Source organism: Bartonella sp. A05 (assembly GCF_026930145.1).
Taxonomy (GTDB): Bacteria; Pseudomonadota; Alphaproteobacteria; order Rhizobiales; family Rhizobiaceae; genus Bartonella.
The window spans coordinates 1-21930 of sequence record NZ_JANHOJ010000002.1 but is presented as its reverse complement, the minus strand read 5'-3'; the positions used below and the strand labels follow the sequence as shown (position 1 = coordinate 21930).

Annotated in this window: 16 protein-coding genes and 3 tRNA genes; 15 read left to right on the top strand and 4 right to left on the bottom strand. The window is 38.8% G+C overall.

The features are described from left to right. Positions 1 to 103: 103 nt before the first annotated feature. Positions 104 to 1294, bottom strand: coding sequence for a bifunctional 2-C-methyl-D-erythritol 4-phosphate cytidylyltransferase/2-C-methyl-D-erythritol 2,4-cyclodiphosphate synthase (locus tag NPX98_RS02485; RefSeq protein ID WP_269022702.1), 1191 nt, complete (start codon positions 1292 to 1294; stop codon positions 104 to 106). A gap of 26 nt (positions 1295 to 1320) precedes the next feature. Next, entirely contained in the window at positions 1321 to 1779 is a 459-nt protein-coding gene (gene rirA / locus NPX98_RS02480) for an iron-responsive transcriptional regulator RirA (RefSeq protein ID WP_269022460.1), read from the bottom strand. Positions 1780 to 1985: 206 nt separating this feature from the next. On the opposite strand from rirA, the gene NPX98_RS02475 reads away from it, so the two are divergent. The 7 genes from NPX98_RS02475 to NPX98_RS02445 all read left to right on the top strand — a co-directional run bounded on the left by NPX98_RS02475 (position 1986) and on the right by NPX98_RS02445 (position 12685). Beyond that, positions 1986 to 4238 carry a sensor histidine kinase NtrY-like gene (locus NPX98_RS02475; protein WP_269022459.1) on the top strand — a complete coding sequence of 751 codons (2253 nt, stop codon included), beginning with the start codon at positions 1986 to 1988 and terminating at the stop codon, positions 4236 to 4238. A 14-nt stretch (positions 4239 to 4252) separates the two neighbouring features. Further along, complete coding sequence (gene ntrX, locus NPX98_RS02470; protein ID WP_269022458.1) at positions 4253 to 5611, top strand: nitrogen assimilation response regulator NtrX; 1359 nt, start codon at positions 4253 to 4255, stop codon at positions 5609 to 5611. 4 nt (positions 5612 to 5615) lie between these two features. After that, positions 5616 to 6992 (top strand): Trk system potassium transporter TrkA, encoded by a 1377-nt coding sequence (gene trkA / locus NPX98_RS02465; RefSeq protein ID WP_269022457.1) that lies wholly within the window; start codon positions 5616 to 5618, stop codon positions 6990 to 6992. Between the two features lie 465 nt (positions 6993 to 7457). Then, positions 7458 to 8090 carry an ATP-dependent Clp endopeptidase proteolytic subunit ClpP gene (gene clpP / locus NPX98_RS02460; RefSeq protein WP_269022455.1) on the top strand — a complete coding sequence of 211 codons (633 nt, stop codon included), beginning with the start codon at positions 7458 to 7460 and terminating at the stop codon, positions 8088 to 8090. 220 nt (positions 8091 to 8310) lie between these two features. Next, positions 8311 to 9585: an ATP-dependent Clp protease ATP-binding subunit ClpX gene (gene clpX, locus NPX98_RS02455; protein WP_269022454.1), complete on the top strand. Its 1275-nt coding sequence runs from the start codon at positions 8311 to 8313 to the stop codon at positions 9583 to 9585. 168 nt (positions 9586 to 9753) lie between these two features. Further along, positions 9754 to 12177 carry an endopeptidase La gene (gene lon, locus NPX98_RS02450; RefSeq protein ID WP_269022453.1) on the top strand — a complete coding sequence of 808 codons (2424 nt, stop codon included), beginning with the start codon at positions 9754 to 9756 and terminating at the stop codon, positions 12175 to 12177. 229 nt (positions 12178 to 12406) lie between these two features. After that, complete coding sequence (locus tag NPX98_RS02445) at positions 12407 to 12685, top strand: HU family DNA-binding protein (protein ID WP_269022452.1); 279 nt, start codon at positions 12407 to 12409, stop codon at positions 12683 to 12685. 642 nt (positions 12686 to 13327) lie between these two features. On the opposite strand, the gene trmFO is transcribed toward NPX98_RS02445, so the two are convergent. After that, positions 13328 to 14722 carry a methylenetetrahydrofolate--tRNA-(uracil(54)-C(5))-methyltransferase (FADH(2)-oxidizing) TrmFO gene (gene trmFO / locus NPX98_RS02440; RefSeq protein ID WP_269022451.1) on the bottom strand — a complete coding sequence of 465 codons (1395 nt, stop codon included), beginning with the start codon at positions 14720 to 14722 and terminating at the stop codon, positions 13328 to 13330. Positions 14723 to 14898: 176 nt separating this feature from the next. Here trmFO and NPX98_RS02435 point away from each other — a divergent pair. From NPX98_RS02435 to NPX98_RS02410, 6 genes are all read left to right on the top strand, one after another. Then, a tRNA-Leu gene (locus tag NPX98_RS02435) sits at positions 14899 to 14981 on the top strand. Positions 14982 to 15117: 136 nt separating this feature from the next. Continuing rightward, a complete protein-coding gene (gene tig, locus NPX98_RS02430; protein ID WP_269022450.1) occupies positions 15118 to 16545 on the top strand; it encodes a trigger factor in 1428 nt (475 codons plus the stop codon). A 127-nt stretch (positions 16546 to 16672) separates the two neighbouring features. After that, a complete protein-coding gene (gatB, locus tag NPX98_RS02425; protein ID WP_269022449.1) occupies positions 16673 to 18172 on the top strand; it encodes an Asp-tRNA(Asn)/Glu-tRNA(Gln) amidotransferase subunit GatB in 1500 nt (499 codons plus the stop codon). Positions 18173 to 18368: 196 nt separating this feature from the next. Then, on the top strand, positions 18369 to 18767 hold the full coding sequence (locus tag NPX98_RS02420; protein ID WP_269022448.1) for an NADH:ubiquinone oxidoreductase subunit NDUFA12: 399 nt from the start codon (positions 18369 to 18371) through the stop codon (positions 18765 to 18767). A 92-nt stretch (positions 18768 to 18859) separates the two neighbouring features. Continuing rightward, positions 18860 to 19285, top strand: a complete 426-nt coding sequence (locus NPX98_RS02415) for a DUF2155 domain-containing protein (RefSeq protein ID WP_269022447.1) — start codon at positions 18860 to 18862, stop codon at positions 19283 to 19285. A gap of 529 nt (positions 19286 to 19814) precedes the next feature. Beyond that, on the top strand, positions 19815 to 20555 hold the full coding sequence (locus tag NPX98_RS02410; RefSeq protein WP_269022446.1) for a rhomboid family intramembrane serine protease: 741 nt from the start codon (positions 19815 to 19817) through the stop codon (positions 20553 to 20555). On the opposite strand, the gene NPX98_RS02405 is transcribed toward NPX98_RS02410, so the two are convergent. Beyond that, a complete protein-coding gene (locus NPX98_RS02405; RefSeq protein ID WP_269022445.1) occupies positions 20545 to 21375 on the bottom strand; it encodes a TrmH family RNA methyltransferase in 831 nt (276 codons plus the stop codon). The two genes, NPX98_RS02410 and NPX98_RS02405, sit on opposite strands and share 11 nt — an antisense overlap. 203 nt (positions 21376 to 21578) lie before the next feature. Between NPX98_RS02405 and NPX98_RS02400 the strand changes: the two genes are divergently transcribed. Next, a tRNA-Tyr gene (locus NPX98_RS02400) sits at positions 21579 to 21662 on the top strand. A gap of 27 nt (positions 21663 to 21689) precedes the next feature. Next, positions 21690 to 21763 (top strand) — tRNA-Gly (locus tag NPX98_RS02395). Positions 21764 to 21930: the final 167 nt, after the last annotated feature.

Sequence of the window (21930 nt, the reverse complement as noted above, 5' to 3'; positions counted from 1 at the left end):
TTGCAATGATGAAGTCTCTGGTACAAGATTCTGCAGTTATCAGTGATAATCCCTTTTGTGACAAGCTGTAAGGACTGCGTTAGCGGGCTTTTACAAATCTATGTTATCTCGGAATTTCTCCTGGATAAATAACGGAAGCAGTTGCGAGAGCAACAATGCCTTCTCCGCGACCAATGAATCCTAGTTTTTCATTAGTTGTTGCTTTGATAGAGATCCGATCGGTTGAAATAGAGAATATATTTGCAAGGTTTTCTGTCATCATGTGGCGATAGGGACCGATTTTAGGTTCTTCGACGATGAGTGTGATATCAACATTCGCAATACGACCGTTAGCTTGTTTAATAATTTTGAGGGCGTGACGTAGAAAAATTTCCGATGATGCATTTTTCCATTGAGGATCAGAAGGAGGAAAATGAGTACCAATATCTCCTGCACCTCTTGTGGCAAGGAGAGCATCTGTTAATGCGTGAAGGGCAACATCAGCGTCTGAATGTCCATTTAATTTCTTTTTAAAAGGTATTTTAATACCACATAATGTAAGATGATCACCATCTTCGAAAGAATGAACATCATAACCATTTCCAGTACGAATATCAGGGAACATTTGGACTCTTTTCTGAAGATATAAATGTGCGGTTTCAAAATCTTCTGGCCATGTAATTTTTATATTGTCAGGGCTTCCAGGAATGGTACGCATAGGAATACCAAACCATTCTGCAATTTCCGAATCATCTGTAAAATCTTGTTTGCATGATTGTGCTTTTTCATGAGCGGCTAAGATTCGTTCGAATGGGAAGCACTGTGGGGTTTGTGCACTATAAAGATTATTGCGTGAAATTGTTTCTAAAATATGATCTGTGTGGCTCACGCGTTTAAGGGTATCGGAGATAGAGAGGACTGGGAGAATGCCTTCTTGGTCATTGATGGTGGTGTGGATTTGTTCAAGGAGTTTATTGTCGATAAAGGGGCGTGCTCCATCGTGAATATGAATATATTTGGGTTTGATATTTTTGAGCGCATGCAGTCCACATAATGCGGACTTTTGACGTGTAGCACCTCCTTCAACAATGATGAGGCGCTCTTTAAAATCAGCTATAGCATTTTCACATATTTGGTGATCCTCTGGATGGATAGCCAAAATGATCGTTGTAATAGCCGGATTTTGCACAAAACAGCGCACAGTATGGAAAATAACCGGCTTTTGTCCTAAAAGTTGGTATTGTTTAGGAGCATTTCGTGGAGATCCTGCTCTTTCTCCACGTCCAGCCGCTAATATTATAGCTGCAATAGAAATCTTTAATCCCCTTTTAAAATTTTATTTCAACTGGCTATTTTTTTGTATTCTGTATTGGCATCAATTTTCAATTGATTCTGCAAAGATGATCGGTGAAGATCAGCAATGGATGTCATGGATAATACATCAAAAAAAGAATTCAATGCTTTTTTAAGGACGGTATTTAAACCACAGAAATTGACCAATGGACAATCGGTGGCTGTGTTATCAAAACATTCTGCCATAGAAAAATTATCTTCTGTAATTTTTACAACATCAGCTACTGAAATTTCTGTAGCAGGTCTAGCTAATTTGACACCGCCATTGCGTCCCCGTACTGTTTGCATTAAACCTGCTTCAACGAGTTGTTGAAGAATTTTAAATAAAAAAAGTTTGGAGACGGCGTGTGCTTTGGCAATTTCGGGAATACGACTTAGGGTACCCTGATTAGCTGCACAGTACATGAGCATTCGGAGAGCATAATTCGTTTGTTTGGTTAATCGCATTTCACTTCCTATGAAAGTATTATCGAATACATTTTATTTAGAGATATTCCAAAAAAGTAGAAGCTCTTTCTTCAAGTTTTGATTGGTACTATTTAAAAAATCGGCACTATTTAAAAATAATGTTGTCAATATTTTTAAATAGTGTTGTCAATTTTGGGCAACAAGGGGTTATATGAGGATAATGAAATATGTAACGTAAGATAATCATGAATACAATACGCACAACAAATTTCCAAGATATAAATCAGGACAATTCTCACGATGAAAAGCATCGTTTGGGTGATATGTATACGTTTTTGGGTATCATAATTATTGTTTTGGCTTTGCTGACGGCATCTGTTTCGTTCATTATTCTTGTTGGATTGACACCTGTTGTTCCCGATAGGGATATGACAGTGGTTCTTATCGGGGTTAACAGTATTTGGGTTTTGGGGCTTGTCGTCATTGTTTTTTATGAGATAATTCCTATTATCCACGCATGGCGGTTGCGGCGTGCAGGTTCACGTCTTCATGTGCGTCTTATTTCATTGTTTGCACTTGTTGCAACATTGCCAACCGTTGCTGTTGCTCTTGTGTCTGGTCCTGCACTTCATTTAGGGCTTGATCGATGGTTTGATACAACGACTCGGCAGATTGTTGGTTCTTCTATTGATTTAGCAAATGCTTATGCGGATGAAATGCTACAAAATTTGAAAAACTTATCCTATTCTATGGCGTTAGCACTTGATAATAAAAAACTTTTAGGTCAGAACTTAGCTGAATATCGGATGCAATTGACGCGTCATGCTGCAGGTCGTAATCTCCGAGGTGTGTTTTTGTTAAGCTCGAGTGGGGCTATTTTTGCGTCGAGCAATCTTGGCGATGAAAGTACGTTGCCTATTCCACCCCCCAATCTTATCAATCAAGCAACCAACGTAAGACCTTTTTCTTTTCAGCCAGGGGTTCATGATTATTTTGGCGTTATTTTAAAATTTACCAATATCTCAAATACATTTTTGTATTTGGTGCGTGATGTTGATAAAGATGTTTTGTCCGCTTTACGTTTGACGGAAATCAATACAGATCGTTATCGAGGTTTGAATGAAAATCGCCTGCCAACGCAAGTTGCTTTTGGTATGCTTTATTTATGTCTTTTCTTAAGTTTATTTTTGTCGGCTATTTGGTCGGGTATAGGTGTTGCTGATCGTTTGGTACGTCCTATTCGACTTCTCATTGGTGCAGCTGATGATGTGGCTTCTGGAAATATGGAGGTCTTTGTGCCTGTGCGTGCGAGGGATGGGGATATTGGGCAGTTATCAAAAACTTTCAATTACATGGTGACTGAACTTAAGAACCGACGCAATGAGTTAATTGCAGTTCGTGATCAAATTGATGAGAGACGGCGTTTTTCTGAAGCTGTTTTGTCAGGTGTAACGGCAGGTGTTGCTGGGATTGATGATAATGGAGATATTACAATTATTAATCGATCTATTGAGAGCATGTTTGGTATTTGTGCTGAACAAGTTATTGGATCCAGCCTTTTATCATTAAGCACTGAAATAGGGCAAGTTTTCATGCTTGTTCGTTCGTTAGGACGTAAAAATCATCGCGAGCAGGTAACTTTGCGTGTTGCAGGGCAAGAGCGCGTTTGTAATGTGCAAATTACGATGGAAGAAGATGATGGGCAGGGGCAATCTTGGGTGCTGACGATTGACGATATTACAGATCTTGTAGAAGCACAACGTTCATCAGCGTGGGCAGATATTGCACGCCGTATTGCCCACGAAATCAAAAATCCACTTACACCTATCCAGTTGTCAGCTGAACGTATTCATAGACGCTACAATAAAGTGATTACACAGGATCGAGAGGTTTTTGATCGGTGTATCGATACAATTATTCGGCAAGTCGGAGATATTGGGCGTATGGTTGATGAGTTTTCTTCTTTTGCACGTATGCCTAAGCCTCAAATGCGTATTTTAGATATGCGTGAGCTACTGCGTGAAGCATGTTTCTTGATAGAAGTTGCGCGACATGATATTCATTTTGAACAAGAATTGGGAAGTGTACCACTGATGGGTGCTTTTGATAATCGCCTTATTGTTCAAGCTTTCAGTAATGTCATTAAAAATGCAAGTGAGGCAATTGATGCAATAGCACGAGGGGAGGGTATTTTTGGTCATATTCTAGTGCGTTCTTATTGTCGAAAAAAATGCTTAGTTGTGGATGTGATTGATAACGGTAAAGGGCTTCCTAAAGAGCAAAGGCACAAATTATTAGAACCTTATATAACAACGCGGGAAAAGGGTACAGGACTTGGATTAGCTATTGTTCGCAAAGTTATTGAAGATCATAGTGGCTATATGGAATTGCATGATGCCCCAGAGGATTTTTATCAAGGTCGTGGTGCAATGATTCGTATGGTCTTTCCAGTAGACAGAGCAGAACAGGATACTATCGTACAAGTCACAAAATCATGAGATAGAAGGATCAGATGGTGTTAGATATCTTAATTGTTGATGATGAAGCAGATATTCGTGAGCTTATTTCTGGTATTTTGGATGATGAAGGTTATGCAACGCGTGTTGCATGCAATTCTGACGAGGCGTTAGCGCAAATTAGTGATCGTATTCCAAAGCTTATTTTTTTGGATATTTGGTTGCAAGGGAGCCGTCTTGATGGTTTGGCACTTCTTGATGAAATCAAATTGCGATATCCGTCTCTCCCGGTGGTTATGATTTCTGGTCATGGAAATATTGAGACAGCGGTTTCTGCTATAAAGCGAGGCGCGTATGATTTTATTGAAAAACCCTTTAAAGCTGATCGGCTTGTATTGGTTGCTGAACGAACACTTGAAAACTCAAAATTAAAACGTGAACTTTCAGAATTACGGAAGCGATCAAGTGATACACCAGAATTGCTTGGAAAATCGACTGTTATGAGACAATTGCGTCAAGTCATAGAAAAAGTAGCGCCAACCAATAGTCGTGTCATGATTACAGGTCCGTCAGGTGCGGGAAAAGAAATAGTTGCACGAGCTATTCATGCGCTTTCGGTACGTTCTAAAGGGCCATTCGTTACGATAAATGCTGCAACGATCACTCCAGAAAGAATGGAAATAGAATTATTTGGTAGTGAAATGGAGGATGGTGAACGTAAGATCGGAGCATTGGAGGAAGCTCATGGTGGAATATTATATCTTGATGAAGTTGCGGATATGCCTCGCGAGACTCAAAATAAGATTCTTCAAGTGTTGACTAGTCAAACTTTTGAGAGGGTAGGGGGAGCTAAACGTGTAAAAGTGGATGTTCGTGTGATTTCTTCAACGGCGCAAAATCTTGAAAGCTTAATTTCAGACGGTCGATTTAGAGAAGATTTATTCCATCGTCTTGCGGTTGTCCCTATTGCTGTTCCGCCACTTTCTGCGCGTCGTGAAGATATTCCGGAACTTATACGCCATTTTGTCAAAACGATATCACAGCAGGTTGGTATTAAAGCGCGTGAAATGAGTGATGATGCTATAGCTGTTTTGCAAACGCATGCTTGGCCGGGAAATGTGCGGCAGTTACGCAATAATATTGAGCGCATTCTTATTCTTTTACGTGATAGTGATGGACCAATAACAGCCGAATTACTTCCTGTTGACGTGAACGATTCTTTACCACGTATTCAAATGGATGCGGATGAAAATATCATGGATTTACCATTGCGTGAAGCGCGTGAATTGTTTGAAAGGAGATATTTGGTAGCGCAGATTGAGCGTTTAGGCGGCAATATATCGCGTACTGCTGAATTTATAGGTATGGAACGTTCAGCTTTACATCGTAAGCTTAAAGCGCTTGGGGTTTCATAGAATTATGCGTGTTATTATTTGCGGAGCAGGACAAGTTGGTTATGGGATAGCAGAACGTCTTGCTGCTGAGAACCATGATGTCACTGTTATTGATATTGAAGAAAGGTTGATTGAAAAAATTCGCGATACGTTAGATGTTAGAGGTGTGGTTGGTCATGGTTCACGGCCTGAGGTACTTTTAGCAGCAGGTGCTGATGAGGCTGATATGTTGATTGCGGTGACCTTATTTGATGAAATCAATATGGTTGCTTGCCAAGTGGCGCATTCATTGTTCAATATTCCGACTAAAATAGCACGTATTCGCTCACAATCATATTTGGAGCCATGTTATAAAACTCTTTTTGCGAGAGAGAATATTCCTATCGATGTGGTCATTTCGCCGGAAGTGGAAGTTGGAGAAATGGTTTTGCGTCGTATTGCTTTGCCTGGGGCGATAGATGTTCTTTATTTTTGTAATGATGACATCGTTGCATTGGCTTTGGAATGTATGGAAGATTGTCCGGTTATTAATACGCCGCTGCGTCAATTAACGGAGCTTTTTCCCGATCTACGGACAACGGTTACGGCTGTTAAACGTGGTTCAGAATTATTGGTAGCACATTCAGATACGCAATTGTGTGCAGGAGATATTATTTATCTTGTTGCAGCTCGTGATCAAGTGCGTCGCGCACGTGGGCTTTTTTGTGACAAGGATCAGGATGCGCACCGTATAATTATTGCAGGGGGCGGTCATATCGGTCTTTATGTTGCTCAATCTATTGAAAAGCGTCTGCATAAATTAAGGTTGAAAATTATAGAGGCGCATAGAGATAGAGCGTCGACAATTGCTGATCAACTCAAAAAAACGGCAGTCTTATATGGTAATGTATTAGATCCAGTGATTCTACAAGAAGCAGGAATTGATCAAGCTGATTTAATGATTACATTGACAAATCAGGATCAAGTGAATCTCTTAAGTGCTATTATTGCCAAAAGACTAGGATGCAAAGCCAATATGGTATTGATTAATAATGTTGCTTATCAAGAGTTTAGTCGTGCAGTTGGTGTTGATGCATATCTTAATCCCCATAGCGTCACTATATCAAAAATTTTACAACAAATGCGTCGTGGGCGTATCCGTGCTGTTCATTCGATTTTTAATGGTGAAGCAGAGATTATTGAAGCGGAAGTGATGCAAACGTCTGCACTCGTTGGAGAATCATTGTCTGAGCTTAATTTACCGGATGGCTTAAGAATTGGTGCGATTTACCGCAATAAAACAATTATACAGCTTTTGGCGGATACGCGTATTTTGCCTGGTGATCGAATCGTCATTTTTGCTTTAGCTGACAATGTGCGTGATGTTGAGCAGTTATTCCGCGTAAGTTTGGAATATTTTTAAACCATGGTTAAGATTAGTCTGCTTGTTAGATTTTTTGGCTATGAAAAAGCTAGAAAATGGATTTGTTGATGTTCAATCAATGGAGCCAATTACTTTCTGTTTGATATCTTGCCTTCACTATAGAAGTAGAGCTATTTGAGTCTTATTCAGCGAATTAAAGATTTTTCTTGATTGCTTGCATTTGAAGCGGTGCGTTTTTAGATGTTATTTTGATTAAGGTAACAAAACACTCATTTTATCAGAAAAAGTTTTGAGTTTTGAAGGCAGGAATGATATTCCGCAATTATCCCAAAAGTGTGTTTTTTTGAACAGGTTTATTATTGTTATTTTAACCACTGAGATTCTAATCTTTCTTGAATGTAATTTATTGTGTCTTGCGTAAGAGACTGTTGTTAGCATATGGATAATAAATAATACTGTTGAATGCATGAATAGCGATTCTTAAATTATTATGGAAGTAGAAATATGAGCGATCCAATAAAAACAGTTTTGGGTTTGGTGCCTATGGTCGTCGAGCAGACGAATCGTGGTGAACGCGCCTACGATATTTTTTCCCGTCTTTTGAAAGAGCGGATTATTTTTATTAATGGTCCTGTTGAAGATGGTATGGCGATGCTCGTTTGTGCGCAGTTGCTTTTCTTGGAATCAGAGAATCCTAAAAAAGAAATTAGCCTTTATATTAATTCGCCGGGTGGTGTCGTGACATCCGGTATGGCGATTTATGATACTATGCAGTTTATTCGTCCTCCTGTTTCTACACTGTGTATGGGGCAAGCGGCATCTATGGGATCATTACTGTTAACAGCGGGAGCGAAAGGTCGTCGTTTCACATTGCCGAATTCACGTATTATGGTGCACCAACCATCTGGTGGCTTCCAAGGGCAGGCCTCAGATATTGAACGGCACGCGCAAGATATTATAAAAATAAAGCAGCGTCTGAATGAAATTTATGTTCAACATACAGGCCAGAACTATGAAATTATTGAAAGAACACTTGATCGTGATCATTTTATGACAGCAGATGAAGCCAAGCAATTTGGTTTGGTTGACGAAGTGATACAATATCGCGTAGAAGTTGAAAAAGAAGAAAGAGATTAAGAGTTTTTATAGAAAGAATCTTTATTTATTAAGCGTGTAGGTTTGTCCTTAAAATAGCTATTTTAAAATATAGAGTTTTGTAAAATGATCGCGAAATAATAGAAGGAACACCTTAAAGATATTGCGATACTTGTAGTTTTGTATATGCTTTTCATGGTTGTTATGGAAAATTTTTTGATAAAGGTGAAGTATTCGCGTGTCGTGGTGAAAGGAAAGTAAAATGAGCAAAATCAGCAGTAGCGGGAGCGAAACAAAAAATACTCTCTATTGCTCGTTCTGCGGCAAAAGTCAGCATGAGGTGCGTAAGCTCATCGCGGGACCCACTGTATTCATCTGTGATGAATGCGTAGAGCTTTGCATGGATATTATTCGTGAAGAGAATAAATCTTCTGGGATTAAGGCGCGTGATGGTGTTCCTACTCCACAGGAAATTATAACAGTTCTTGATGATTATGTTATTGGGCAGTGGTATGCAAAGCGTGTCCTTTCTGTGGCTGTCCATAATCATTATAAACGGCTTGCACATCAGTCTAAGAGCAATGATATTGAGTTAGCAAAATCAAATATTCTTCTTGTGGGGCCGACAGGGTGTGGTAAAACCTATCTAGCACAGACACTGGCGCGTATTATTGATGTGCCTTTTACTATGGCGGATGCAACCACTTTGACTGAAGCTGGTTATGTCGGTGAAGATGTTGAGAATATCATTTTGAAACTTCTTCAATCTGCTGACTATAATGTTGAACGTGCACAGCGTGGCATTGTGTATATTGATGAGGTTGATAAAATTTCTCGTAAAGCTGATAACCCTTCTATTACGAGAGATGTTTCTGGTGAAGGTGTTCAGCAAGCGTTGTTAAAAATTATGGAGGGAACGATTGCTTCTGTTCCTCCGCAGGGAGGTCGTAAGCATCCGCAGCAAGAGTTTCTTCAGGTTGATACAACAAATATTTTGTTTATTTGTGGGGGGGCTTTTGCTGGTTTGGAACGGATTATTTCAGGACGTGGTGAAAAGACTTCAATCGGTTTTTCTGCTACTGTTAAGGCGCCCGATGAGCGTTGTGTTGGTGAGATTTTTCGTGATTTAGAGCCTGAAGATCTTATAAAGTTTGGGTTGATACCAGAATTTATTGGTCGTCTTCCCGTTATAGCGACCTTAGAAGATTTGGATATTGATGCACTTGTTCAAATTTTATCGCAGCCAAAAAATGCATTGGTTAAGCAGTATAAACGTCTTTTTGAAATGGAAAATGTTGAGTTATCGTTTCATGAAGATGCTTTACGGGCTATTGCCAAGAAAGCGATTGATCGTAAGACTGGTGCACGTGGTTTACGCTCTATTATGGAGAAAATTCTTCTGGAAACAATGTTCGAATTACCAGCTCTTGAAGGTGTCCAAAAGGTAGTAATCTCAAGCGATGTCGTCGAAGGAAAGTCTCGTCCTCTTTATATTTATTTGGAGCGAACAGAAGGTAAAGAAAACGTATCTGCCTGATATCATGGCTGTGGATAGTAGCAATTAGTACTATTTTAAGATAGATGTATAGACATAAACATTGATTCATATGTACTAACTTGCCATCTTTATTTATTATAGGTCGCTCAAAAGCTTTAAAGGGTCGTTTGTGTGGTGGATGGATTATAAGATCCGGAAAGGAAAGATATGCAATATATAAATGAAAAGGCAGATGAAATAATGGAGAGTGTTTACGCTGTTTTGCCTCTTCGTGATATCGTTGTCTTCCCTCATATGATTGTTTCACTTTTCGTGGGTCGAGAAAAATCGATTCGTGCTCTTGAAGAAACGATGGCTGTAGATAAACAGATATTATTGGTTACACAAAAAAACGCTGCTGATGATGATCCAAAATCGGAAGATATTTATGATATTGGTACTCTTGCTAATGTTCTTCAACTCTTAAAACTTCCAGATGGAACTGTAAAGGTTTTAGTTGAGGGTACTGCACGTGCAAAAATTCGGCACTTTACTTCTAATGAGGATTATCACCAGGCTTGCGTAACTGTTACAGAGGAACCTAAAGAAGATAGTGTCGAGATTGAAGCGCTTTCTCGATCGGTGATTTCTTATTTTGAAAATTATGTAAAACTTAATAAGAAAATTTCTCCTGAGGTTGTGAATGCTATTAGCCAGATTGATGATCCTTCTAAACTTTCCGATACGATTGCTTCACACTTGGTCATTAAGTTGTCAGAAAAGCAAGAAATGTTGGCATTATTGCTTGTCCGTGATCGTCTTGAACGCATTCTGTCCTTTATGGAAGGGGAGATTTCTGTCTTGCAGGTTGAAAAGCGTATTCGTTCGCATGTTAAGCGGCAAATGGAAAAGACCCAGCGTGAATACTATCTCAATGAACAGTTAAAGGCTATTCAGAAGGAATTAGGTGCGGGTGATGATAGCCGCGATGAACTGTCTGAATTAGAGGATTGTATAAAAAAAACTAAACTTTCAAAGGATGCGCGCGAAAAGGCTGGGGCAGAACTCAGAAAATTACGTAACATGTCTCCTATGTCTGCAGAGGCAACAGTTGTACGTAACTATCTTGATTGGCTTTTAGCTATGCCTTGGGGCAAAAAGTCAAAAATTAAAAACGATTTAAACTTTGCTGAAAAAGTCATGAATAATGAGCATTTTGGTCTTGAAAAAGTTAAGGAACGAATCGTTGAATATTTAGCAGTACAAAGTCGAGCATCAAAAATAAGGGGGCCTATTATTTGTTTGTTAGGCCCTCCTGGAGTTGGGAAGACTTCACTTGCACGTTCTATTGCAAAAGCTACAGGTCGCGAATATGTTCGCATCTCATTGGGGGGTGTCCGGGACGAAGCTGAGATTCGCGGACATCGGAGGACTTATATTGGTTCTATGCCGGGAAAAATTATTCAGTCCATGAAAAAGTCTAAAAAGTCTAATCCGCTTTTTTTGCTTGATGAAATTGATAAAATGGGACAGGATTTCCGTGGAGATCCTTCCTCAGCTTTATTAGAAGTGCTTGATCCTGAACAAAATGGTACGTTTGTTGATCACTACTTGGAAGTAGAATATGATCTTTCGGATGTTATGTTTGTTACAACTGCGAATACATTGAATATTCCTGGGCCATTAATGGATCGTATGGAAATTATTCGTATTGCTGGTTATACCGAGTGCGAAAAGATGGAGATCGTTAAGCAGCATCTTTTCCCAAAAGCATTGAAAGAGCATTCTCTGTCTAAAAAAGAGTTCAGTATTTCTGATAGTGCGATAAAATCTATTATTCAATTTTATACGCGTGAAGCGGGGGTTCGTAACCTTGAGCGTGAATTAATGAAGGTAGCACGGAAATCAGTGACAAAAATTCTTAAAACAAATCAAAAGTCTGTGGAAGTTACAGAAAAGAATATTAACGATTTTTTGGGTGTGCGGCGTTATCGCTTTGGTCAGGTTGATGGTGAAAATCAGATTGGTGTTGTTACTGGGCTTGCATGGACTGAAGTTGGTGGAGATCTATTGACCATTGAAGGTGTGATGATGCCTGGTAAAGGTAAAATGACTGTAACCGGAAATTTACGTGATATCATGAAGGAGTCAATCTCTGCTGCAGCATCTTATGTACGTTCCCGTGCTGTTGATTTTGGTATTGAGCCACCGCTTTTTGATAAACGTGATATTCATGTTCATGTTCCAGAAGGTGCTACACCAAAGGATGGGCCATCAGCTGGGATTGCGATGGTGACAGTTATTGTTTCAGTTTTAACGGAAATAGCTATTCATAAAGATATTGCGATGACTGGCGAGATTACTTTGCGTGGGCGTGTTTTACCGATTGGTGGTTTGAAAGAAAAACTGCTTGCAGCTCTTCGAGGGGGGATTAAAAAAGTACTCATTCCTGAAGAGAATGCAAAGGATTTGATTGATATTCCTGATGATGTCAAAAATAATATGGAAATTATTCCAGTAAGTCATGTGAGTGAAGTTCTTAAGCATGCTTTGGTTCGGTTTCCTGAGTCCGTTGAATGGGCAGAGTCTTCCTCTGTATCTACGACTGTCAGGACAGAAGGCGATAATGAAGGAATGCCTGTAGCACACTGATTCACTTTTTGATTTATAATTTCATGTTTAGGAGTGGTAAAAGTTGCTTTTTTATTCGCCGTTCTATTTATTTTGAACAAAAAATAAAAAAAATCCGTGCATAACTTTGATTATTATTAGAAAAATAAGCTTTTGAAGGAAAATAAGGCTTCTGTTTGCTGTGCTTTTCAATAAACTTATTGAGGATTGCCTGAGTTATGTCATCTGGAAATTAGGGAAAGGAAATTTTATGAATAAAAGTGAATTAGTTAGTTCCGTTGCTGAAAAGGCTGGTGTTTCAAAAGCGCAAGCAGGTTCTATTGTAGATGCTTTTCTCGCTTCTGTAACAGAAGCATTGGCTTCGGGAGGTGATGTTCGTATTCCGGGGTTTGGCTCTTTTGAAGTTTCTCATCGTGCTGCAACAAAAGGCCGCAATCCTTCAACAGGTGCCGAAATTGATATTCCTGCACGTTCTGTTCCTAAGTTTACTGCGGGTAAGAGCCTTAAAGAGGCCGTTAATAATAAATAGTTTGGATTGCATTTAAAAAACCTGATTATTTGTAAGCGGGTTTTTTCAAAAAAAGATCTGCGAGGGTTTGTATACAAACCTTTGCGGAATGTATGGTTTTCAATATTGTTGGCGTTATTTAAAAAGCACTCTTTTATATTATATTTATATCGGTAAATGATAATACGACTTAGGTTTTAATTGGGTTGAGTGTATAAACTGATTGGTTTGTATATGTGATTAGCTTTTAGCTATGGGACAGTAAGGGTGTTCATTTGATTTTCTTTATCATTGCAGCATGTGTAATATCATGGGTGGTTTTTATGATTCAAAAGGCGTGTTTTGGATTGGGTTTTTTATCATGAAAACTGTTTCCACTTAACTAGCCTTGACATATTTGGATTTTTTAAGCTGTTGGACAAAATAATCGATTAAATGGTGGTATTTATTGGTATCGACAGTTTGCCAATAATTAAGCCTTTATTTAAAGTGTTCAGTTTCATATTATTTGTGAGAAGTAGATTTCATTCAGCATATCATTTTTTATAATATTATAAAAAATAAAGCAAAGAATAGGACGTTTGATTATTTTAAGGAAATAATTGAGGCTATCCAATAGATCTCAAAGGGTTTTTCAAAATAACAGTTTATCGAAGAATCACTTTATTCTTGACTCGTCAACCATTGAATACAATCATTTAAAGCGCGCTCAATTATAGCTTGTTTTTTTGCTATCTTTTTTTCCTTGCTTGGTAAGCGTTTTTTAGACTGATTCGTGGAATCGATAGGTGGAAAAAGCCCAAAATTGATATTCATAGGTTGAAAGGATTGTTTTCCTATTTCTTCAGTTACAATGTGTCCATTCGTAATATGGTTTAGAAGAGCGCCAAATGCTGTGGTTGCTGGCGGTAAAGAAGGGCAGGTATTGTTATATTCAGCAGCGGCAAAACGCCCAGCAAGAAGCCCGATTGCAGATGATTCTACATAGCCTTCACAACCTGTGATTTGTCCGGCAAACCGCAGTTGGGATCTTTGTTTTAAGCGAAGAGTTTTATCAAGAATGATGGGTGAATTGAGATAAGTATTGCGGTGAATACCACCGAGCCGTGCAAATTCTGCTTTTTCAAGACCTGGGATTGTTCTAAAGATGCGAATTTGTTCACCGTATTTTAATTTTGTTTGAAAGCCAACCATATTATAAAGGGTTCCAAGCTTGTTGTCTTGACGTAATTGTACAACGGCATAAGCTTTAACTGTGGGGTTATGGGCATTTGTGAGACCCATAGGTTTCATGGGGCCATGTCTTAGGGTTTCAAGTCCACGTTCGGCCATAATTTCGATTGGTAGGCATCCATCGAAATAGGGTGTATTTTCAAATTCACGAAATTCTATTTTTTCTCCATTTTTTAAAGCTTGAACAAATGATTCATATTGTTCTTTATCAAGGGGGCAGTTGATGTAATCTTTACCTGTTCCTTCAGGGCCGATTTTATCGTAGCGAGATTGATACCAGCAAACATCCATATTTATACTATCGGTATAAATAATGGGCGCAATGGCATCAAAAAAGGCAAGCGCCTCTGCTCCTGTAATTTTTTGTATAGTTTGGGCAAGTGCTGGTGAAGTAAGAGGACCAGTTGCAATGATAATATTTTGCCAATTCGTGGGCAGATCATGAATTTCTTCACGTTCTATGGTTATGAGGGGGTGCTTTTCGAGTGCTGTTGTAACGGCTTGTGAAAATCCTTCACGATCAACGGCAAGTGCGCTCCCAGCTGGCACTTTATTGGCATCTGCAGCATTCATAATTAGGGATTTAGCTAATCGCATTTCAGCATGTAAAAGCCCTACTGCATTTGTTGAAGAATCATCTGAGCGGAACGAATTTGAACAAACGAGTTCTGCAAGTTTATCTGTTTTATGGGCATCAGAGTTTCTTTTTGGCCGCATTTCATGCAAAATAACAGGGATTCCGGATTGAGCGATCTGCCAGCTTGCTTCACAGCCTGCAAGACCACCGCCAATGATATGGATTGGAGTATTTGATTTATCTAACATGATCTCTTTTTAGCGGAAGTAAAGTTATCTGAAAAGTATAGATTTTTCTTTTCCAATTCGTTTGAAAAGTATGTATTATAGTTAAAAAATCGTTTTATTTGCTTTTTTGCTTTAATTGGTTGAAATTGAGTGGTATAGAGACGCCGCTTGTATAGGTTATTGGCTTACGTGTGTGAGCGGATGTGGCGAAATTGGTAGACGCACCAGATTTAGGTTCTGGCGAGTGATCGTGGGGGTTCGAGTCCCTCCATCCGCACCAAAGTAATTGCCTTGAATGCCGTGGATTTCTGTATATAGCAGTCCGCTTTATGGTGATTTTACGCGCAAGTGTTAGAATGAAATAAGATTATTGGAGTGGATTTATCCATCTCCTCAGGAGAAATAAAGGTTATTCGATGCAGGTTACCGAGACGCTTAATGAAGGACTGAAGCGCGAAATTAAGATCGTGGTTCCGGCGAAAGATTTAGAAGAAAAGTTGAATAAACGGTTGGATGATGCCAAAGATAAGATCAATCTTAAAGGTTTCCGTCCCGGTAAAGTTCCTTCTGGTCATTTACGGAAGATGTACGGTAAATCTTTTATGGCTGAAATTCTTAATGAGATCATGAATGATACTCCACGTTCTATTTTGGCTGATCGCAATGAACGTTCAGCAATGCAGCCGCAAATTGATATAGAGGAAGACGAAAAAATTCTAGATGGCAAAGCTGATCTTGTTTTCAGTTTGAAATATGAAGTTTTGCCAAAATTTGAAGTTAAAGATTTCAAAGATATTGAAATTATCCGTGAAATTGCTGATGTTCCTGAGCAGGAAGTTGAAGAGCAAATAAAGCACATTCTTTCATCTACTCGTAGTTATTCGGAAAAGGATGGTTCTTCTGAAGAGGGTGATCGCGTTACGATTGATTATGTTGGTAAGATTGATGGTGTTCCATTTGATGGTGGAGCAGATAATGGTGCTCAATTGATTCTTGGCTCAAAACAATTTATTCCTGGTTTTGAGGAGCAGTTGATTGGTATAAAAGCGGGTGCTGAAATAACAATTTCTGTTAAGTTTCCTGATGATTATGGGGCTCAGCATTTAGCTGGTAAGGATGCGGAATTTGATATCACTGTTAAGACTGTATCTAAGCCAGATGAATTAAAAGTTGATGACGAAGCTGCTAAAAAACTTGGTTTGGAATCGCTTGAGCGTTTGTATGAAGTTGTTCGTGGGCAGGTTGAGAGTCGATATGGTTCTATGACACGTCAAAAAATCAAGCGTCAGATTCTTGATGCTTTGGATGCTGATTATAATTTTGAAATTCCTGAACGCCTTTTGGAAATTGAGTTTAATAACATATGGGCTCAGGTTAATGATGATTTAGAAAAGGCTGGAAAAAAATTTGAAGATGAGAATATGACAGAAGAGCAGGCGCGGGAAGAATATCGTGTACTTGCGCAACGTCGTGTTCGTCTTGGTTTGGTGCTTTCTGAAATTGGGATACAAGCTGGTGTTCAAGTCAGTGAAGATGAATTGAATGCTGCAGTTTTCGAACAAGTCCGCCAGTATCCTGGTCAGGAGAAAGAGATTATGGATTTTTTCCGTCGCTCGTCAGAGGCTGTTGCGCATTTACGTGCGCCGATTTTTGAGGAAAAAGTCATTGATCATCTGTTGGCACAAATAAAGGTCATAGATAAGAAAGTGACAGTCGAAGAGTTGATGAAAGAATATGACGAATTGGATTTATCTGAGGAAGATCCAGCCAAGAAAAAGACTATGCTTAAGGAAAAAAGTGCCAAAAAAGTTTTAGCCAAAAAAAAGTCAACTAAAAAAGATTAATTTTTGTGCTAAAAGAACAAGCCCGGTAAAACCGGGCTTTTTTTATTTTGGTTTGTATTCTCGGCTTGCACTTATGATGGTTTTGGATTAGCCATTAAACGTATTTTTTATTGATAATGGGTTGGCCATGGAAATCACTGATACTCGTACCCCTGATCCTAAGCGTTTAATCTCTGGAGCTACAGGCGATTGGGAAATTGTCATAGGCATGGAAGTTCATGCACAAATCATATCCGATTCAAAACTTTTTTCAGGGGCGTCTACTAAGTTTGGTGCTGAACCAAACAATCATGTATCACTTGTTGATGTGGCTATGCCTGGTATGTTGCCTGTTATCAATCGGGAATGTGTGCGACAGGCAGTTCGAACCGGTTTAGGATTAAATGCTAAAATTAATTTGAAATCCATTTTTGATCGCAAAAATTATTTTTATCCGGATTTACCACAGGGGTATCAAATTTCACAATTTCAATATCCGATCGTTGGTGAGGGAAAAATTATTGTATCCATTGGGCCAGATTCAAATGGTTTGTTTGAGGATATTGAAATTGGAATTGAGAGGCTTCATCTTGAACAGGATGCAGGAAAATCATTGCACGATCAGCATCCAACAATGTCTTTTGTAGATTTTAATCGTTCTGGTGTAGCTCTTATGGAAATTGTGTCCAAACCCGATATGCGCTCGCCGGATGAGGCTAAAGCATATATGTCAAAATTACGTACGATTGTACGTTATTTAGGCACCTGTGATGGTAATATGGATGAAGGTTCTATGCGCGCTGATGTGAATATATCCGTTCGTCGTCCTGGTGAGGCTTTTGGAACACGCTGTGAAATTAAGAATGTTAATTCTATTCGTTTTATTGGTCAAGCGATTGAATATGAGGCACGTCGTCAAATTGCTATTTTAGAGGATGGTGGTGTGATAGATCAGGAAACGCGCCTTTTTGATGCTTCTAAAGGTGAAACACGGTCTATGCGTTCAAAGGAAGAAGCATATGACTATCGTTATTTCCCTGATCCTGATCTTTTGCCATTGGAACTTGATCAAGAGTTTATAGACGCTTTAGCAGCAGAATTACCGGAATTGCCCGACGATATAAAATCGCGTTTTATCAATGAGATGGGGTTAACTGCGTATGACGCTTCTATTCTTGTAACAGAGAGAGCGATTGCTGATTATTTTGAAGAGGTAGCTCGTGGGCGCGATGGAAAAATGGTGGCCAATTGGGTGATTAATGATCTTTTGGGTGCTTTGAATAAAACTAATCGTGGGATTGAAAATACACCGGTTACACCAGATCAACTGGGGGCAATTATTGATCTTATTAAAGAAGGAACCATTTCTGGGAAAATTGCCAAAGATTTGTTTGAGATTATTTGGAATGAGGGTGGAGATCCGCGTCAGATCGTAGAAGAACGTGATATGAAGCAGGTGACGGATATAGGAGCTATTGAGAGAGCAGTTGATGAAATTGTTGCTAATAATCCTGATAAAGTTGCACAGGTAAAAGCGAAACCTGCTTTAGCTGGTTGGTTTGTCGGACAAGTTATGAAGGCAACAGGGGGAAAGGCAAATCCTCAAACTGTGAATGAATTGGTTAAGATAAAGCTTGGTGTGGATTGATATCATAAGATGGGAAAAACTCTGTAAATGTGATATTTTCTGATCGTATGCAAATGTAAATTGAGGGTTTGTTATTTCAGTAAATTACGATTGGATTTGCTGATAAATTTCTTGCCTTTAGGAGTTTCAAATATCATAATAAATTTATTCTAGTAATTAATCTTTTTGGGTGCCCGCTGAAGAGGTAAAATACGAAATGGCTAATTTTTTAAAGCAGACTTTTACGTGGTGGAGTGGTAATACCATCAATACACGCTTTTTTACATGGCGCAAAGGTAAGCGTATAGGGGAGGATCAGTTTGGTAATGTTTATTATGAGGGTGATTTCCATAAGGATGGCTATCCACGTCGCTGGGTAATCTATAAAGATTATTCTGAGGCTTCTACTATTCCACCAGGTTGGCATGGCTGGATTCACCATCGTTGCGATATACCGCCTACAGAAGAAAATTATCAATTTCGTGAATGGGAGAGACCTCACGTTGCAAACATGACAGGAACAAGCGAAGCTTATCGACCGAAGGGATCTATTTCTTATAAGGGTGAGCGTCCTTGTGTGCATGAAGATTATGATGCGTGGTCACCTAAAACATAAAGCGTTTTGATTGATGTGAGTGAGCGTGTTGCCCCTGTTTTATCGTATGGATATAATTAGAGTTATTTTTTAGATGTGATTGATTTGGTGTTATGAATTTTTTTTTACTGTCAAAATTGAGGCATTTTTTTTATGTTTTTTTCGTAGGGGGTATGGCAGTTTTTTTGTTCGTTGTAGGTGTGCAAGCTGAACGTGTTAGCAATGGAATAGCTGTTTTTGCAGGTCTTGATAAAATTACTGGTCGGACTACTCGTTTTGAAGTCTATATTGGTGAAGTTTATCACTATGGTGCTTTGCAAGTGATACCACGAGTGTGCTACACAAATGCTGAGAATGAACCAGCTCGTACTACAGGTTTTGTTGAAGTTTATGAGGAAACACTAGACGAAAAAACACGCCGCATTTTTACGGGATGGATGTTTGCAGATAGTCCCGGTTTGAATGCTGTAGAGCATCCTATTTATGATGTATGGTTAAAAGGATGCAAGAAAAGTTTTGATAACTTGCGTTCTCAATGAATTTTGGATTGTTTTTCATACAGAAAATTTGAATGTAGAAGACCATTGTATTTTTATGGATATTATTCGTTTATAAGCTTGATGTGGGGGGGTAGCTATAACAGTCAAATTCTAAATGTGATGGCTTATTGATACTTTTAATTTGTATTTGGTGGAGAGACAGAAACATGGGCAACAAATTTGATTGATTTCAATTTAAGTATGATATCGTTCCAAAATTGCGATTGTCACTCTAGGTGAGAAATTTACGGTTATGTGTGTGGTCATTGGATTCATAATGTTGGGTAAAAGTATGTTTATTGATTCTTGAAGATGATTCCCTTGTCATCACGAGGATGTTTTTTGATTTCCATACCCTTCAATGTATTTTATTATTATAAGATGCAAATATTGCAGTGCGAATGATATGCAGCGCTTAGGAATAAAACTGATAGATTATTTGAGATGAATGCTTTTTTATTGTTATACTTGATATGTCTGTGTGGTGCAAAAATAATTGATTTGATAAATAGTGTAAGATTTTATTTAAATGAAAGATGTTGATTTAAAATATAATGATGCTTTGTTGTTATCAAAAAAACCTAGAGAACCACTGTTAAATGTTCCGTTTATTATAATTGTTTTGATAAGTTTTTGTTTCCTTATTTATTTGATTCCACAGTATTTTTTTTCTAATCAGCTATATAGTAAAAGCTTCATGCTTTTTTCATTTATACCAGCGCTTTTTAAGGTCGAGCCTCTGGTGTTTTGTTATACTGTTATTAGTTATTCGTTCATGCATGGTGATTTTGAACACATTGCTATTAACATGATTTGGCTTTTGGCTTTTGGCTCTCCTTTGGTAAAGCGTTTTGGTAATTTATGTTTTTTACTTTTTTGGATGCTTACAGCAGTTATTTCTGCATTAACTTATTTTGCATTTCATCAAGATAGCACGGTGCCACTTGTTGGAGCATCGGGTGCAATTTCTGGAATGATGGGTGCTGCTGCGCGTTATGGTTTTTCTTCTGCTCCTTTTGATTCTAATATGCAAAGTGGGAGATTTTTAGGTTCTTTATGGTCTATCAGGGAAGCACTTTCTTCAAGAACTGTGCTTGTATATATTGGTGTATGGCTGATGGTTAATTTTATCACAGGTATATTTCCGTCTTTGTCTGGAAGAGACGATATATCAATAGCATGGGAGGCTCATATCGGTGGGCTTATTTCAGGTTTTTTGTTGATTGGTATTTTTGATTTTTTATGGCGAAACTCAAAAATTACGATCTAAGATATTTATGTGTCGCATAAAGTGCGATTGTTGCTGCGTTTGAAACGTTTAATGATTTAATGTTTCCAGGCATATCAAGGCGCGCTAATATGCAAGCGGTTGCGCGCGTTTTTGGGCGGAGACCTTTGCCTTCTGCTCCTAGAATGAGGGCAATTTTCTTACCTGTTAGCGCAGTTTCTAAAGGTAGGGCACCTTCTGAATCAAGTCCAAAGCTGATAAAACCTGCTTTATGAAGCTCTTTGAGAGCTTCAGCGAGGTTTCGTACAATGATGTAATCAATAAGTTCTAAAGCTCCAGAGGCTGCTTTAGCCAATACACCACTTTCTTGTGGTGAGTAACGATTGGTTGTGATGAGTGCTCCAGCCTTAAATGCAACTGCAGAACGCATGATAGCTCCGACATTATGGGGATCAGTAATTTGATCCATTACAATGACAAGATCGGTATTCGTAAGTTCAGACAAATGGCGTGGTTTGAGAGGTTCAGTTTCCAAGACAATGCCTTGGTGTACGGCATCGTTTCCCACGAGTGCATCAAGTTGTTTAGGTGAGCATAATTTTACAGGACAAGGCAAATCTGATTCTACTATATCTAATCGTTTTAGAGCATTTTGTGTGATATAGAGGTGCCTAGAAATTCTTTTGGGGTTTTTTAAAGCTGCATTAACTGAATGAACACCGTAAAGACGGATTGCCTCTTGTCTTAATGGAGCGTAACCTTGTCTCTGATAGACTGTATGTGAAGCGGCGAAGGCTTTTTTATCGCGATATTGGCGACGAAGGCGAGCGTAGTGGGAATCTTGATTTGTTTTTTGATTCATATTTTTTTATAGCGTGTTTAGACAAATATGAATAGAAAAAACATGACTTTTACAATTATAAGAGAAAATTTGTAAAGAACCGTATTTATTCTGTTGACAGAAACGATAGTAACCGTCATAACCGCCCAGCAGCCAGATTTGAAATCTAGTGAAAATAGAAATTGGTTGTTGATGCCTTATCGCATGATTCTGCGTGATATAATGGAGGGGTGCCCGAGTGGTTAAAGGGGGCGGACTGTAAATCCGTTGCGTATGCTACGTTGGTTCGAATCCAACCCCCTCCACCATTTATCGCGGATAAAGAATTAAAATGTGCGGGTATAGCTCAATGGTAGAGCAGCAGCCTTCCAAGCTGAATACGCGGGTTCGATTCCCGCTACCCGCTCCAGATGATTCATTTGGCAATGAGATGAGGGGTTATGTGGATAGAGATGGGGTTTTCCATCTTGCGGTTGTGTTATTTAAATTGCAGTTGTATAAAAGGTTAGGCTAATATATTTAATTGGATGGTTTTAGTTATGTCTTTTAGATGCTGCTACATAGAGATTAACGGCG

What these genes read in the sequence shown, in the direction of transcription:
- clpP (WP_269022455.1), top strand. Translation starts at nt 7,458, where the DNA reads ATGAGCGATCCAATAAAAACAGTTTTGGGTTTGGTGCCTATGGTCGTC.
- NPX98_RS02410 (WP_269022446.1), top strand. Translation starts at nt 19,815, where the DNA reads ATGAAAGATGTTGATTTAAAATATAATGATGCTTTGTTGTTATCAAAA.
- lon (WP_269022453.1), top strand. Translation starts at nt 9,754, where the DNA reads ATGCAATATATAAATGAAAAGGCAGATGAAATAATGGAGAGTGTTTAC.
- clpX (WP_269022454.1), top strand. Translation starts at nt 8,311, where the DNA reads ATGAGCAAAATCAGCAGTAGCGGGAGCGAAACAAAAAATACTCTCTAT.
- tig (WP_269022450.1), top strand. Translation starts at nt 15,118, where the DNA reads ATGCAGGTTACCGAGACGCTTAATGAAGGACTGAAGCGCGAAATTAAG.
- NPX98_RS02475 (WP_269022459.1), top strand. Translation starts at nt 1,986, where the DNA reads ATGAATACAATACGCACAACAAATTTCCAAGATATAAATCAGGACAAT.
- ntrX (WP_269022458.1), top strand. Translation starts at nt 4,253, where the DNA reads ATGGTGTTAGATATCTTAATTGTTGATGATGAAGCAGATATTCGTGAG.
- trmFO (WP_269022451.1), bottom strand. Translation starts at nt 14,722, where the DNA reads ATGTTAGATAAATCAAATACTCCAATCCATATCATTGGCGGTGGTCTT.
- trkA (WP_269022457.1), top strand. Translation starts at nt 5,616, where the DNA reads ATGCGTGTTATTATTTGCGGAGCAGGACAAGTTGGTTATGGGATAGCA.
- NPX98_RS02420 (WP_269022448.1), top strand. Translation starts at nt 18,369, where the DNA reads ATGGCTAATTTTTTAAAGCAGACTTTTACGTGGTGGAGTGGTAATACC.
- NPX98_RS02445 (WP_269022452.1), top strand. Translation starts at nt 12,407, where the DNA reads ATGAATAAAAGTGAATTAGTTAGTTCCGTTGCTGAAAAGGCTGGTGTT.
- rirA (WP_269022460.1), bottom strand. Translation starts at nt 1,779, where the DNA reads ATGCGATTAACCAAACAAACGAATTATGCTCTCCGAATGCTCATGTAC.
- NPX98_RS02405 (WP_269022445.1), bottom strand. Translation starts at nt 21,375, where the DNA reads ATGAATCAAAAAACAAATCAAGATTCCCACTACGCTCGCCTTCGTCGC.
- gatB (WP_269022449.1), top strand. Translation starts at nt 16,673, where the DNA reads ATGGAAATCACTGATACTCGTACCCCTGATCCTAAGCGTTTAATCTCT.
- NPX98_RS02415 (WP_269022447.1), top strand. Translation starts at nt 18,860, where the DNA reads ATGAATTTTTTTTTACTGTCAAAATTGAGGCATTTTTTTTATGTTTTT.